Below are 12,878 nucleotides of genomic sequence, written 5' to 3'. Positions count from 1 at the left end.
CTGTCGTCTTGTGACCCCGAGGTACCCGTGACCGACGCGCTCGAAACGCCTCGATTCCGTCCCGATATCAGCCTCTGCGGGACAGTTGGGCATGAATCAGCGGAGCGATTTTCTCCGCCATGTACGCGTGCCCGGCGTCGTTGGGGTGTACACCGTCCGGGCCGATCAACTCCGGCCGGCCGACGAACCAGCCGTCGCTGATCGGGTCGATGAACGTTGCGCCGAAGTCGTGGGCCTGCCCGCTGAGAATGTCGCGGATATAGAGGACGTCCAAGGGCGGGTCCGAGTCGGTCCAGGGTGGGCCGATCACCAGCAGCTTCGCCGCCGGCGCGATCCGTCGGGCAGCGTCGAGCGTGTCGTGCGCCATCGCCGTCATCTGCATCGGGTCGACGCCGTGATCGTTGCGCGAACCGAAGAACACCACCAGCGCGTCGTCGGGATGGACGGCACGGTTGGTGAGGTCCTCGAAGACGCTGCCGTGGTCACCGCGAACGACGTAACCGGCCCTGCCCTCGGAGGCGACTTCGGGCGCGACTTGAACACCTTGGCGGGCGAGCGTCGACCACGTGCGACTGGTCCAGGTATTGGCTCCCCAGCCGCCTTCGTCGGTCCCGGTGGTGTAGGAGTCCCCGATCACCGCGACGTGGTCGATCGGCGTTCCGCGGGCGATGGTCTCGACCGGGCGCGGCGTTGCCGGACCATGGGTGACCATCCCGGCCGCGAGAGCGGCGACGACAACTGTGGCCAGAGGACCTACCGTTACCTGCACTGCCCACCACCTCGGCCGCGTGTCACATCCGTACAAGCGGAATCGTAAAAGCCCGACGCTGGAATTCGCCGTCGACGCGCTGGCATCCGAGCGGGTACCGCGTGGAAGCCGGTCAGGTTACGAGAGCCCTGTCACGTCGACGGAGCGCGGGACGCCAACGTCCTCGCGCCATGGGGATCGTACTCGATCGTCGTGTGGCGCAGTATCGCTCGCGTCACTGCGACCTCAGCCGGCCCGCGCCGAAATGGATTTCGGGCGGCCTTCGTGCGAGCCGTCGACCGACTGCAATTTGCCACCGGCGAGTTGGGCGGCGGCGTCGGTTCCGGTCTGCGGTTTTCCGTCACCGACCATCCTGCGCATCCAGCGGCGACCCGGTTCTTCGACGGCGTGGTAGAGCACCGCCGCAGCGATGAGGGTGATCGCAAGTACCGCGGCCAGCAGCAGCTTGCCGCCGGTGCCGAACAGCGTCAGCTCGAACTGCTCGGCTGTCCACGTCCAGGAGGTGTGCGCCAGTTCGTGGACCATGTACAGGCAGAACGAGATCTGCCCGCCGTACACCATGGGCCGGGTGGACAGCAGCGCGGGAAAGCTGCCGGTGCCGATCGCCAGCGTCAGCACCAGCGGCACGAACAGGATGTCGACCAGGCCGCCGGTGTCGGTGACGCCGTGCAGCGGGTGTGCGTCGGACCAGTACAGGAAACCCACCACTCCGGCAATGAGCAGCACCGACGCGCAGCCGGCGGCGCGGCGACCACGATCGGTCGGCCGCAGCCTGCTGACCGCTGCGGCGACCAGTGCTCCGGCGGTGAACTGCATGACGATGCGTGGCAGCCAACTCCAGGGGGTGTAGAACTGGCCGGTCACCAGCAGCGACACCACCGGAGGCAACGAGGCGGCGATCGCCAGCCACATCAGGCTGCGGGCCCGGGTCGCCCGCGCCATCCGGAAGATCACCAGCACCAGGAGTCCGAACAGCAGGTAGGCCAGCCATTCGGCGCTGATCGACCACGCGGGCCCGTCCCAGCTGGAGTTGTCGAAGAACGGCTGGAACCACAACTGGACCATCAGGACCTGGCGCACGTAGCTGATCGCGGTGAAGCGGTAGATCTCCTGGGACGGCACGTGACCGACGTGCAGCGTGAAGATGACCCACAGCGCGGCCAAGTGCAAGGTGACCAGATACACCGGCCACACCCTGGCCAGTCGCAGCCAGAGGAAGTGCAGGGTGGCGCGCGTCGACCAGGACCCGCCCATCCGATCGAGGTAATTCCAGGTCAGCACGAACCCACTGAGAATGAAGAACAGATCGACACCCTGGGCGCCGCAGTTGAGCACCGGCGTGAGCGCGTCACGAAACCCGGGAATCGCATCGCGGAGCAGCGGACGGAAGTGGAACAGCACGACCCAGACGGCGGCGACGATTCGAAGTCCGGTGAGGGCCTTGATTTCTCCGCTGCGCACAAGAATCTTTCCGTGAGATCACAAGCGTTTCGTTCGCCGCTGCGCCGGTTACTACGGCGTTGGCAGGGTATCAGTGCACCGAGGTGATCGCGAGTCGCCCGCCCGGTGCGCCTCGCAGCGAATTCGCAGGCAGAGACATGGAAGTGAGCATTCCCCGGGCGCGTTGACAGGGCTAGCGTCAGCACCGACTCCATCGCCCCGACACTCAGGAGAGGCCGTGCCACAGTCACCCGTCGATCGTGCCGAGAGCCGAGGATGAGGACACGCCTCACCGAACGCTTCGGTATCGAGCACCCGATCGTCTCGGCGCCGATGGCGCTCGTCTCCGGGGGCAGGCTCGCCGCGGCAGTGACCTCTGCCGGTGGACTGGGTCTGATCGGCGGCGGCTACGGCGACGCGGCCTGGCTGAAGCGCGAGTTCGGTCTGGCCGGCGGGGCGCGGGTCGGGTGCGGCTTCATCACCTGGAGCTTGGCGCGCACACCCGCTCTCCTGGACGAGACGTTGGAGCGGCAACCGGCGACGGTCATGCTGTCGTTCGGCGAACTGCACCCGTTCGCGGAGCGCGTCCGTGCCGCGAGCGTTCCGCTGATGGCGCAGATCCAGACGCTCGAGCAGGCGCGCCAGGCATTGGACGCGGGCGCCGAGATCGTGGTGGCCCAGGGCGGTGAGGCGGGCGGACACGGCATGACGGCACGGTCGACATTCACCCTGGTTCCCGAAGTGGTCGATCTGGTCGCCCGACGCGCGCCGGAAACGCTGGTGCTGGCCGCTGGCGGAGTCGCCGACGGTCGCGGGCTTGCGGCGGCTCTGATGCTCGGCGCCGACGGAGTGGTGGTGGGGACCAGATTCTGGGCCTCCCCCGAGGCGCTGGTGTCGCCCGGTGCGCACGCGCGGGCCATCGGCACCAGCGGTGACAGCACCTACCGCACCCGGGTCTACGACTACGTGCGGCGACTGGACTGGCCGTCCGAATACACCGAGCGGGCGTTGAGCAACCCGTTCGTCGACGAGTGGCATGGCAACGAGGCCGAACTTCTCGCGTCGTTGTCCGACGCGGTCGACACTTTCGAAGCCGGCGTGGCCGCAGAGGATTTCGCGGTCGCTGCCATCCTGATCGGCGAGTCGATCGGCCTCGTCGACGCGGTCCGGCCGGCCGCGGACATAGTTGCCGATATCGTGTCGCGCGCCGAGCTCGTCCTCGGCCATTCCGCCGACTTCGTGAAGAGGGGTTGACCCGTGATGGATCTGGCATCGGTCGACGAATTGCTGACCACCACCCGCTCGGTGCGTCGACGTCTCGACCTGACCCGACCGGTCAGTCGGGAAGTGATCATGGAGTGCCTGCAGATCGCGATGCAGGCGCCCACGTCGAGCAACGCGCAGGACTGGCGGTGGCTGGTGATCACCGATCCCGGCAAGCGCGCGGCGATCGCCGAGATCTACCGGAGCATCGGCGAGCACTACCTGCCGCGGCTGGCGGCGTCGGAGTCTGATCCACAGACTCAGCGGGTGCTGCGCAGCGCGCTGAGCCTCACCGAGACACTCGCCGATGTGCCGGTGCTCGTAATTCCTTGTCTGCAGCGCCGGTTCGACGGCAACGATCTGGTCGTCGCCTCGTCGGCGTGGGCGTCGATTATTCCGGCCGGTTGGAGCTTTCTGCTCGCCCTGCGTTCCCGTGGTCTCGGATCCGTCTGGACCACAATGCATTTGGGCAGGGAACGAGAAGTGGCCGAATTACTGGGCATCCCCGACACGGTCACTCAGGCCGCGTTGTTCCCCGTTGCGTACACGATCGGCAGCGAATTCCGGCCGGCCGCTCGGCCGCCCGCCGAGTCCGTCACGTTCTGGGATGGCTGGGGCGAAAGCTGACTTAGCCCGGTTATGTTGCGGGCCGGTGAAATCGTTTCTTAGCAAAGTATTAAAGGCTGCACCCAGTGACCTTAGAGTAGGCAATTAGCGTCTCAAATAGATCGGGGTCGTCGCAGATCCTGACATCGCAGTAGCAGTGTTTGAGATGGGGGAAGTGTTGATGAAGGACCCGATTATCACGCCAGCTTCGTATTTGGCGCCGCGACACGCCCATCTTCCCGTCAATTGCCACGGCGCCGCTGTGCGCGCGCAATGCCGCCACCTCGCGACGGTGGTCACGATCACCGGTGCCGTGGACGCCAGCAACGTCGATCAGGTCATCGATTACGCCCAGCGCTTCAATCTTCCGGACAAGCCGTTCGTTCTCGACCTCACGGGTCTGGAGACTTTCGGTCCGCAGGCCGTGCGGCTGTTGTACGCGGTCGACGCCGCCTGCGCCGCCGCCGGTTTGGAATGGGCGGTCATCCCCAGCCAGGCAGTCAGCCTGACGCTGCTGGTGACGCACGAGGACGTCAGCTTCCCGACCGCGGCAACGGTCCACGAGGCATTGCAGTACTTCGCCGACGCCACCAGTGCCCGTCGTCGTCTACTGCTGCCGCTCTTCAACAAAACCGCTTAGTCGCGCGTTCGCGCGGCGACCTACGGTTCGCAGAGTCCGTATGCTGCTATGTGTGACGTCTAAGTCGGCTCTTGCCACCGCCTCGGTGCTGACGGCTCTGGCATGGGGTGCGTCGGTTGGCACAGTCGCCGCCGACCCCACCCCCGCCCCGCCCGGACCATCCCCGGCTCCCGCACACGCGGGCGCCCCAGCCGCAGCTCCAGCCGCCCCGAAGACGACCATCGACCACGACGGGGTCTACAACGTCGGCACCGACATCGTGCCCGGTGTCTACACGTCGGCCGGTCCGGTCCCGAACAGCGTCTGCTACTGGAAGCGGCTTGGCGAGGATGCCAAGCAGCCGCTGGACAACGCGATGAGCAAGAAGCCGCAGATCGTGCGGATCGAAGCCACCGACAAAACGTTCAAGACGACCGGCTGCCAAGCCTGGCAGAAGAACGACGCTGCGGTCCCCGACCCGGGCAAGCCGCCGGAGCAGGCCGGCTTGTCGCTGGGCATTCTCAACTCGTTGATCGGCGGCGGTAACACGCCGCCGCCGCCTGCCGGCCCGGCGCCGGCGACACCGCCGAAGTAGTTCCGGGGCCGTTCGAAAACATATGGAGACCGTCGAGTACACCGCCGGTCGCCTGGCGGACATTTTCGGCCAACCGTCGCAGCCCGCTGTGTTGCTCTGGCACGGGCAGCAGGCCGACGCGCGTTCGTCGGTGCGGTCTCTCGCCGAATTGATTGCCGCGCAAGGACGCTGCGTGGTGGCCGCCGATTGGAATTCGCACGCCGCCGACGGTGGCCGGTCCGATCTACTGGCTTCGCTGCAATTCACCCGGGACCGCGTTGCCGAGCCTGACGCTCTGGTGCTCGTCGGCTGGTCGATGGGCGGTCTCGCGGCGGCGGCGCTGACGATCAGGGCCTCCGAGCTCGGCGTCACCCTCGCCCACACCGTCTGCCTGGCCGGCGCTTTCATGGTGCCCGACCCGATCTTCCACGAGCTCCCGGCAGCTCAGCTCCGGGACGCTGCGCAGCCGACCCCGTTCACGCTGCTGCACGGATCAGCCGACCGGGTGATCCCCGTCTCGGTGGCCGACGACTTCGCCGCGGCACTGCGGAGCTCCAACTGGCCGGTGAGCGTGGTCGAGATGGCCGCCGACCACGGGTCGATCGCCGGCGCGGCGTATGACTCGGAGGCCGGGAGCTATCACGCCGCGACCGACGCGCAGTCGCTAGCCGTCGCCGCCGAGGTAGCGGGGCGTATTGCCGATGCCGGCCGGCAGGGCGACTGACTGCGACAGCCAGTCGTGCAGCTTCGCGTACACCAGCGGGTGGTTCAGTAAGTCGAAGTGATTCAACCCGGTCAGCGTCAATCCCTGCTCCGCCGCAAACGGGATGTGACGCGATCTGCCAACGCCCGCAGCACTTTTCGATCGAACGAGGTGGTCGCCGGCGAGCAGCCCGAGCAGCCGCGGGGACACGGTGGTCGACACGTAGTGATACGTCGCGTGCGGCAGGAACGGCGCCTCCTGGCAGCGGTCCCGCAGGAATTCGTCGGGATCGGCGTCCAGCCAGTCCTCGTCCAGGCAGGCGCCGAAGCGCAAATCCTTCACCCCATCGCTACGGGCATTCAGAAAGTTCGCAATGGCCCGGGTTTCGGGCAACTTGGCCAGGGCCCACGCGGCGATGTTGACACCTTTTTCCAGGTCGGCTCCCAGATGTGGCGACCCCAGGCACACCACCCGGGTCACCTCGTCGGCCCAGGCGTGCTGTTGGGCAGCGCCGTAATGGCACGCACTGCGCACGACCAGTCCGCCCATCGAGTGGCCCACCAGCACGAGCTCGGTGATGGGGACCGGCCACTGCGCGTGCAGAAGGTCCAGAACGCCGGCCATCGTGCGGCCGTTGACGGAGATGTGCAGTCCGCTGTTGTAGCGCAACAGGATTGGGCTATACCCGAGTTCGTCGTGCAACCGCTGACCGTAGCTGCGGCCGTCGTCGGTTTCGCGTGGCGCGCGTGACCACGCCCGTTCGGTCATGCACCAGCCGTGCACGAAGACGACCACCCGCCCGGTCGCGTCCGGATACGCCGCCGCCAGGGCGTCGCTGGTCAAGGCAACCGATTTGCCGTCACAGCGGACCACCATCGCGCCGGCCAGCGGGTTCTCGTGGTCGGCCAGCTCGTCGCCGTAGATGCCGTTCACCGCTGCCAGTGCCGCGCCGATGGAGTCGCCGCGGGACTCCAGCGCCTCGTCGACCTCGTTGCCCCAGAGCTCTGCGGCCACCAGACCCGCGACGCGGCTAGCGCCACGCAGTCCCCGGTCCACGCCGGTGTAGATCGCGCGGGACAATCCGTCGTGGATCGCCCTGGTCGGAGCCGCGGTGGGTCCGATCGAATCGAACACGCGGGTCGCGATGCCGGAGTGCATTCCGCGCACCAACGCCGTCAGCACCGTCGAGGCCTCCCCCGCCAGGTCGCCGACGGCACGGATATCGCTGCGCTGCATATGACTCCCTCTTGGGTCGACAGATGTCAAAATGGCCTGGCAACCCTCGCTAGCTGCTCAAACCCTGACCTGGATTCTTCCCTGAGCTGCCGGTTTGTCCGCTCAGTATACAAACGTTTACTGTATTTGCCAGTGGCTGAACTGGTTGGCCGTGACCTGGATGCGGGCGTAACGCCTGATAGGAGCCTGATGGACGCGACCTTCTCGTTGGAACTGCCGGACGAAGTAGTGCAAGTTCGCGACTGGGTGCATGAGTTCGCCGACACGGTGATCCGGCCCGCGGCCGCCGAATGGGACGAGCGGGAAGAGACACCGTGGCCGATCATCCAAGAGGCCGCCAAGGTCGGGCTCTACACTCCGGATCTGTTCGCGCAGATGGCCGGCGAGGCCAGCGGGCTGGGCATGCCGACGGTGTTCGAGGAGATGTTCTGGGGTGACGCGGGCATCGCGTTGTCCATCATGGCCACCGGCCTGGCCGCGGCGGCCCTGGCGGCCAACGGGACGCCGCAACAGATCGGCGAGTGGCTACCGCAGATGTTCGGCAGCCCCGGTGACCCCCAACTGGCGGCGTTCTGTTCGTCGGAGCCCGGCGCCGGCTCGGACGTCGGCGCGGTTCGCACCCGGGCCAAGTACGACGAGGCCTCCGATCAGTGGATCCTCAACGGGACCAAAACGTGGGCCACCAACGGTGGAATCGCCAACGTCCACGTCGTGGTGGCGTCGGTCGAACCCGAGTTGGGCACCCGAGGTCAGGCGACGTTCATCGTGCCGCCCGGGACCAAGGGCTTGTCGCAGGGGCAGAAGTTCAAGAAGCACGGCATCAGGGCATCGCACACCGCCGAGGTGGTGCTCGACGACGTCCGCCTGCCCGGTGAGCTGATCCTGGGTGGCCGCGAGAAATTCGAGGGCCGCATCGCCAGGATCAAGGAGGGGCACCGCACCTCGAGCCAGGCCGCGATGATGACCTTCGAGCGCACTCGACCGACAGTGGGCGCCATGGCACTCGGCATCGCCCGCGCCGCCTACGAGTACGCGTTGGAATATTCGGGTCAGCGCGAGCAGTTCGGCCGCAAGATCGCCGAATTCCAGGCTGTTGCTTTCAAATTGGCGGACATGAAGAGCCGTATCGACGCCTCCCGGATGCTGGTGTGGCGGGCTAGCTGGATGCAGCGCAACAACAAGGCGTTCACGTCGGCCGAGGGGTCGATGGCCAAGCTCTACGCCAGCGAGACCGCGGTGTACGTCACCGACGAAGCCATCCAGATTCTCGGCGGCAACGGTTACACCCGCGACTATCCGGTCGAGCGGATGCACCGGGATGCCAAGATCTTCACGATCTTCGAGGGCACCAGCGAAATTCAGCGTCTGGTGATCGGCCGGGCCCTGACGGGTCTGCCGATCCGGTGATGCCGGCCGCTAGTGAGCGGCGTGCGCCTCCTCGCCGGCGCCGTTGAGGGCCAGCGCTTCATCCCACTCGGTGCCTTCTTTGGCATGCTCCTCGGCAGCCGGCGGCTCGGCCTCGAACTCGCCGTCGTCCAGCCCGGCCACCACCCGGATCGCCGCAATCAGCTGCTCCACCAGCGGCGTCTCCGCAGCGGTGGGCGTGCCGCCCGCTTCGAGCTCGTCGGGCAGTTCACGCCGAAGCCCGAAGCCGTTGGCCGCCTCGTGCGAGGACAGCTTGGCGTGCACGCGGGCGTTGTAAAGCTGTTGTCCCAGAGTCGATCCGGGGGCATCGGCCGCGCGCTCCATCAGGTCGTCGTAGCGGCGACGGACGTCGCTGAGCGCCATCATCACGGTCGGGGTGGGCCTGCTGTGGCTGGCCGCCTCGGTCAGAGCGGCCCGCAGCTTCCGCATGCCGGAGAGCACGATTTCAGCGCGCTTGTGGAACTTCTTGTCTTCCGGAAAAGGCAGCGAGTCGATCGCCGCCCGGTACATGTGCATCGCCGCGTCGGCGAGATTCACGATGGTCTGCGCTTCGCCTTCGTGCTGATCGAATTCGCCCATAACCCCTCAACTCTTCGACGGTGGTCGCTCAGTCCGCGACAGGCTGCCACCGCTTCCGCTCCGACGGCTGCTCGGAAGAGGTTATGGGTAACAGCGTTGACTCGACAACAGTAGTTCGCTCCCAGTTGTCCGGCAGGTCTACCTCGGTGAGTGCCAGAACGCGGGTAACCCGAATCAGTGCGGCGGGCCCGTGTAACACTGCCGTAATGGCATATTCGATTGCTCGCCCCAAGCTGGAGGGCAACATCGCGGTCGGCGACGATCGGCAGCTGGGGTTTGCCGAATTCGGCGATCCGCAGGGGCGGCCGATCTTCTGGCTGCACGGCACTCCCGGCGCCCGCCGACAGATTCCGGCCGAGGCCCGCTCCTATGCCGAGGACAACCACATCCGGCTGATCGGCATCGACCGGCCGGGCATCGGATCGTCCACCCCCCATCAATACGAGAACGTTCTCGCCTTCGCCGACGATCTGCGGACCGCCGCCGACACTCTCGGCATCGACAAGATGACGGTGATCGGCTTGTCCGGGGGCGGTCCCTACACGCTGGCGTGCGCCGCGGCGATGCCCGAGCGGGTGATCGCCGTCGGTGTGCTGGGTGGGGTGGCCCCGACTGTCGGTCCCGAAGCCATCGGCGGCGGGTTGATGGCGCTGGGCTCCTACGTCGCGCCGTTGTTGTCCGTTGCCGGGCTTCCGATCCGGCTGGCTGCGGCCGGTTTCATCCGGCTGCTGAAGCCTGTCGCCGAGCCCGCGCTGTACCTCTACGCCGGGGTATCGCCGGTGGGTGATCGCCGGCTGCTGGTGCGGCCGGAGTTCAAGGCGATGTTCCTCGACGATCTGCTCAACGGGTCGCGCAAACAGCTGGCGGCACCGTTCGCCGACATCGTTGTGTTCGCCAAGGACTGGGGCTTCCGGCTCGACCAAGTGAAGATCCCGGTCCGCTGGTGGCACGGCGACCGCGACCACATCGTGCCGTTCGCCCATGGACAGCACGTCGTCAGCGGGCTGCCTGACGCCGAGTTGTACACGCTGCCGGGTGAAAGTCATCTCGCCGGACTCGGTTTCGCCGAGGAAATCCTGCGCTCGATGATCGAGTTGTGGGACAGCATCGAAAAGAAGTGAATTCCCGCGTGCGAGTCACGCTGTCGCACGCCATGTGGTAAACGGTGCGAGTGCCTGCCAACCAGCCGCTCACCAAAGACCAGCGCAACTCATTCATCGCCGCACTGCTGGGCTGGACGATGGACGCCTTCGACTACTTCCTGGTGGTTCTGGTCTACGCCGACATCGCAAAGACGTTCCACCACACCAAAGCCGAAGTCGCGTTCCTGACCACCGCGACGCTGCTGATGCGCCCGGTGGGTGCCTTGCTGTTCGGGCTCTGGGCCGACCGGGTCGGTCGGCGCCTTCCGCTGATGGTCGACGTCATTTTCTATTCGGTGGTCGGTTTCTTGTGCGCATTCGCCCCGAACTTCACCGTGTTGGTCGTCCTGCGACTGCTCTACGGCATCGGGATGGGTGGCGAATGGGGCTTGGGCGCCGCACTTGCGATGGAAAAGGTGCCGGTGGAGCGCCGGGGATTTTTCTCCGGCCTACTGCAAGAGGGCTACGCGTTCGGGTACCTGCTGGCAACGGTGGCGTCGCTGCTCGTGGTCGATCAGCTCGGGCTGTCCTGGCGCTGGCTGTTCGGGCTGAGCATCATCCCGGCGTTCATCAGCCTGATCATCCGCTACCGGGTGCAGGAATCGGAAGTCTGGGAAGCTGAGCAGGACCGAATGAAGTTGACGCGCACCCGGATTCGCGATGTGCTCCGGAACGCCGCCGTGGTCCGGCGGTTCGTGTATTTGGTGCTGTTGATGGCGGCGTTCAACTGGATGAGTCACGGCACCCAGGACGTCTATCCGACGTTTCTGTCCGCCACTCACGACGCGGGCGCGGGACTGTCGCATGCGACCGCGAAGTGGATTGTGGTGACCTACAACATCGGTGCGATCATCGGCGGGCTGATCTTCGGTTCACTGTCGCAGCGCTACGGGCGGCGCCACACCGTGGTGTTCTGCGCGGTGCTGGGGTTGCCGATCGTGCCGCTGTTCGCCTACTCGCATTCGGCCGCGATGCTGTGCCTGGGCTCGTTTTTGATGCAGTTCGCCGTGCAGGGCGCCTGGGGTGTCATACCCGCGCACCTGACCGAGATGTCGCCGGATGCGATTCGCGGCTTCTATCCCGGTGTCACTTACCAGCTGGGCAACCTGCTGGCGGCGTTCAACCTGCCGATTCAGGAGCGGCTGGCCGAGACGCACGGCTACCCCTTCGCGTTGGCCGCGACCATCGGACCCGTGCTGATCGCCGTCGCTGTGTTGACGGCGATCGGCAAAGACGCCACCGGAATCCGGTTCGGCAGTGGCGAAAGTAGCGCGACCGCGGTGGTGGACGGCCGATAGGCTCAGCGGTATGTCCGGCGGGCTCACAGGCTTCATTCGCGGCGAACTGGCCGCGCTGAAACTTCCGCAGTTGTGGCACCTGGTCGCGGGTGCGGTCATCGCGGTGGCCGCACTGTTCGGCGGCCTGGATGACGTGGAAGCCAAACCGATCGTGTTCAACGTCGGCCAGTCCTACAGCGACGGCGAGTTCACCCTCACGGTCAAGAAGGCGCTGCTGTTCGACGAGATTCGCGCGGGCAAACACGTGGTCGCAGCGGCCAAGCCCGGATACAACTACCTCGCGGTGGCGAGCACCGTCCGCAACGACGGACCGATCCGTGGCGGACTGAGCATGGGCGCGCGCGACGAAGAGTTCGACCTGCGGGAGCCGCACAAGGAGTACGTCGGGGCATTCCGGATCGCCGACGCGTCGATCGTCTCGTCTCTGGGCCCCAAGATATCCGACGATCTGTTGTTCGTCTGGAAGCTGCCGAACGGTGAGGTCAAGCCCGGTTCCTCTGTGACACTGCGGGTTTGGAAGAAAGAATTAAGGGAGATGATCGTCACGTACGGCAAGGACTGGTTGTCCAGCGAGACCAGCTACGCGCAGATCACCTTGCCGGTGGTGAAGCGATGAGCAGCGTTCGCGACAGGATCGCGCGGCGGGCGGTGTTGCCGCTGACGGCGGTACTGGTCGCCGCTGCCGCGATGTTGTGGCACCACCTGCCGGTTCCGACCCAGATCTACGCGCCGTTCGACGTACACGGCAAGCTGGGTAGCCAGGTGCGGGGGCGCGCACTGGCCGTCACCGCCACCGATGTGCGGATTGCCCCGAAGGCCAAATTCCCGCTCGGACCGCATTCGACGACCACTATGTCGGCGGCGGGACTGTGGTTGGTGGTCGAGGCGACAGTCTCGGCGGACAGGTCGTCGACCCTGGTCTCGGCCGATCTGGTGCTGGGCACCAACACCTATTCGGTGTCCCTGCGCCCCGCGGCTGGCTTCGCTGTCCGGATCGACCCGGGCCTACCGCAGCACGGCTACTGGGTGTTCGAGGTGGCGCCCGAGCTGATCCAGCCGTCGGTTGCCAAGCCGTTTCAACTGCGGGTGTGGCCCGACGCTGAGGAACGGCTGACCAGTCGCATCGTGGTCGATCTCGACAGCCAACCCCCGGCCCGTGCTGACTTCGTCACCGTGAAGCCCTCCGTGATCGGTACGGCCGAATGAGCCGACTCTGGGTCCGGA

General features: G+C 66.3%; 14 protein-coding genes. 10 read left to right on the top strand and 4 right to left on the bottom strand.

Annotated features, from left to right (window positions below):
• Nucleotides 1-67: 67 nt before the first annotated feature.
• Both ACZYW1_RS19385 and ACZYW1_RS19380 read right to left on the bottom strand, forming a co-directional pair.
• Nucleotides 68-769, bottom strand: coding sequence for an Rv0518 family GDSL lipase (locus ACZYW1_RS19385; RefSeq protein ID WP_463788105.1), 702 nt, complete (start codon nt 767-769; stop codon nt 68-70).
• 225 nt (nt 770-994) lie between these two features.
• The gene (locus tag ACZYW1_RS19380) at nt 995-2,230 is read right to left on the bottom strand and encodes an acyltransferase family protein (protein WP_463788104.1); all 1,236 of its coding nucleotides are present in this window, start codon (nt 2,228-2,230) and stop codon (nt 995-997) included.
• Nucleotides 2,231-2,485: 255 nt separating this feature from the next.
• Between ACZYW1_RS19380 and ACZYW1_RS19375 the strand changes: the two genes are divergently transcribed.
• The 5 genes from ACZYW1_RS19375 to ACZYW1_RS19355 all read left to right on the top strand — a co-directional run bounded on the left by ACZYW1_RS19375 (nt 2,486) and on the right by ACZYW1_RS19355 (nt 5,995).
• Nucleotides 2,486-3,463, top strand: coding sequence for an NAD(P)H-dependent flavin oxidoreductase (locus ACZYW1_RS19375; RefSeq protein ID WP_463788103.1), 978 nt, complete (start codon nt 2,486-2,488; stop codon nt 3,461-3,463).
• A 6-nt stretch (nt 3,464-3,469) separates the two neighbouring features.
• Nucleotides 3,470-4,099, top strand: coding sequence for a nitroreductase family protein (locus ACZYW1_RS19370; protein WP_463788102.1), 630 nt, complete (start codon nt 3,470-3,472; stop codon nt 4,097-4,099).
• A 160-nt stretch (nt 4,100-4,259) separates the two neighbouring features.
• A complete protein-coding gene (locus ACZYW1_RS19365) occupies nt 4,260-4,718 on the top strand; it encodes an STAS domain-containing protein (RefSeq protein WP_463788101.1) in 459 nt (152 codons plus the stop codon).
• Between the two features lie 52 nt (nt 4,719-4,770).
• Nucleotides 4,771-5,292, top strand: coding sequence for a hypothetical protein (locus ACZYW1_RS19360; protein WP_463788100.1), 522 nt, complete (start codon nt 4,771-4,773; stop codon nt 5,290-5,292).
• A gap of 22 nt (nt 5,293-5,314) precedes the next feature.
• The gene (locus ACZYW1_RS19355; protein ID WP_463788099.1) at nt 5,315-5,995 is read left to right on the top strand and encodes an alpha/beta hydrolase; all 681 of its coding nucleotides are present in this window, start codon (nt 5,315-5,317) and stop codon (nt 5,993-5,995) included.
• Here the strand turns inward: ACZYW1_RS19355 and ACZYW1_RS19350 are convergent.
• On the bottom strand, nt 5,936-7,210 hold the full coding sequence (locus ACZYW1_RS19350; protein WP_463788098.1) for an esterase/lipase family protein: 1,275 nt from the start codon (nt 7,208-7,210) through the stop codon (nt 5,936-5,938). The two genes, ACZYW1_RS19355 and ACZYW1_RS19350, sit on opposite strands and share 60 nt — an antisense overlap.
• 189 nt (nt 7,211-7,399) lie before the next feature.
• On the opposite strand from ACZYW1_RS19350, the gene ACZYW1_RS19345 reads away from it, so the two are divergent.
• Complete coding sequence (locus tag ACZYW1_RS19345; RefSeq protein WP_463788097.1) at nt 7,400-8,617, top strand: acyl-CoA dehydrogenase family protein; 1,218 nt, start codon at nt 7,400-7,402, stop codon at nt 8,615-8,617.
• Between the two features lie 9 nt (nt 8,618-8,626).
• On the opposite strand, the gene ACZYW1_RS19340 is transcribed toward ACZYW1_RS19345, so the two are convergent.
• Entirely contained in the window at nt 8,627-9,214 is a 588-nt protein-coding gene (locus tag ACZYW1_RS19340) for an XRE family transcriptional regulator (protein ID WP_463788096.1), read from the bottom strand.
• A gap of 206 nt (nt 9,215-9,420) precedes the next feature.
• On the opposite strand from ACZYW1_RS19340, the gene ACZYW1_RS19335 reads away from it, so the two are divergent.
• From ACZYW1_RS19335 to ACZYW1_RS19320, 4 genes are read left to right on the top strand one after another with little or no spacing between them, the layout of a single operon-like run.
• Entirely contained in the window at nt 9,421-10,335 is a 915-nt protein-coding gene (locus tag ACZYW1_RS19335) for an alpha/beta fold hydrolase (RefSeq protein ID WP_463788095.1), read from the top strand.
• A gap of 50 nt (nt 10,336-10,385) precedes the next feature.
• Nucleotides 10,386-11,654 (top strand): MFS transporter, encoded by a 1,269-nt coding sequence (locus ACZYW1_RS19330; RefSeq protein WP_463788094.1) that lies wholly within the window; start codon nt 10,386-10,388, stop codon nt 11,652-11,654.
• A 10-nt stretch (nt 11,655-11,664) separates the two neighbouring features.
• Nucleotides 11,665-12,270 (top strand): DUF4352 domain-containing protein, encoded by a 606-nt coding sequence (locus tag ACZYW1_RS19325; protein WP_463788093.1) that lies wholly within the window; start codon nt 11,665-11,667, stop codon nt 12,268-12,270.
• Nucleotides 12,267-12,860: a hypothetical protein gene (locus tag ACZYW1_RS19320; protein ID WP_463788092.1), complete on the top strand. Its 594-nt coding sequence runs from the start codon at nt 12,267-12,269 to the stop codon at nt 12,858-12,860. The genes ACZYW1_RS19325 and ACZYW1_RS19320 overlap by 4 nt, the downstream gene beginning before the upstream one ends.
• Nucleotides 12,861-12,878: the final 18 nt, after the last annotated feature.

The organism is Mycobacterium sp. IDUB_36, assembly GCF_055419225.1.
The sequence above is the reverse complement of the archived record's forward strand: the minus strand, read 5'-3'. Positions and strand labels throughout refer to the sequence as shown.

Excerpts from the sequence above, each read along its gene's own strand:
- ACZYW1_RS19375 (WP_463788103.1), top strand. The coding sequence starts at position 2,486 with ATGAGGACACGCCTCACCGAACGCTTCGGTATCGAGCACCCGATCGTC.
- ACZYW1_RS19370 (WP_463788102.1), top strand. The coding sequence starts at position 3,470 with ATGGATCTGGCATCGGTCGACGAATTGCTGACCACCACCCGCTCGGTG.
- ACZYW1_RS19365 (WP_463788101.1), top strand. The coding sequence starts at position 4,260 with ATGAAGGACCCGATTATCACGCCAGCTTCGTATTTGGCGCCGCGACAC.
- ACZYW1_RS19355 (WP_463788099.1), top strand. The coding sequence starts at position 5,315 with ATGGAGACCGTCGAGTACACCGCCGGTCGCCTGGCGGACATTTTCGGC.
- ACZYW1_RS19350 (WP_463788098.1), bottom strand. The coding sequence starts at position 7,210 with ATGCAGCGCAGCGATATCCGTGCCGTCGGCGACCTGGCGGGGGAGGCC.
- ACZYW1_RS19345 (WP_463788097.1), top strand. The coding sequence starts at position 7,400 with ATGGACGCGACCTTCTCGTTGGAACTGCCGGACGAAGTAGTGCAAGTT.
- ACZYW1_RS19340 (WP_463788096.1), bottom strand. The coding sequence starts at position 9,214 with ATGGGCGAATTCGATCAGCACGAAGGCGAAGCGCAGACCATCGTGAAT.
- ACZYW1_RS19335 (WP_463788095.1), top strand. The coding sequence starts at position 9,421 with ATGGCATATTCGATTGCTCGCCCCAAGCTGGAGGGCAACATCGCGGTC.
- ACZYW1_RS19325 (WP_463788093.1), top strand. The coding sequence starts at position 11,665 with ATGTCCGGCGGGCTCACAGGCTTCATTCGCGGCGAACTGGCCGCGCTG.
- ACZYW1_RS19320 (WP_463788092.1), top strand. The coding sequence starts at position 12,267 with ATGAGCAGCGTTCGCGACAGGATCGCGCGGCGGGCGGTGTTGCCGCTG.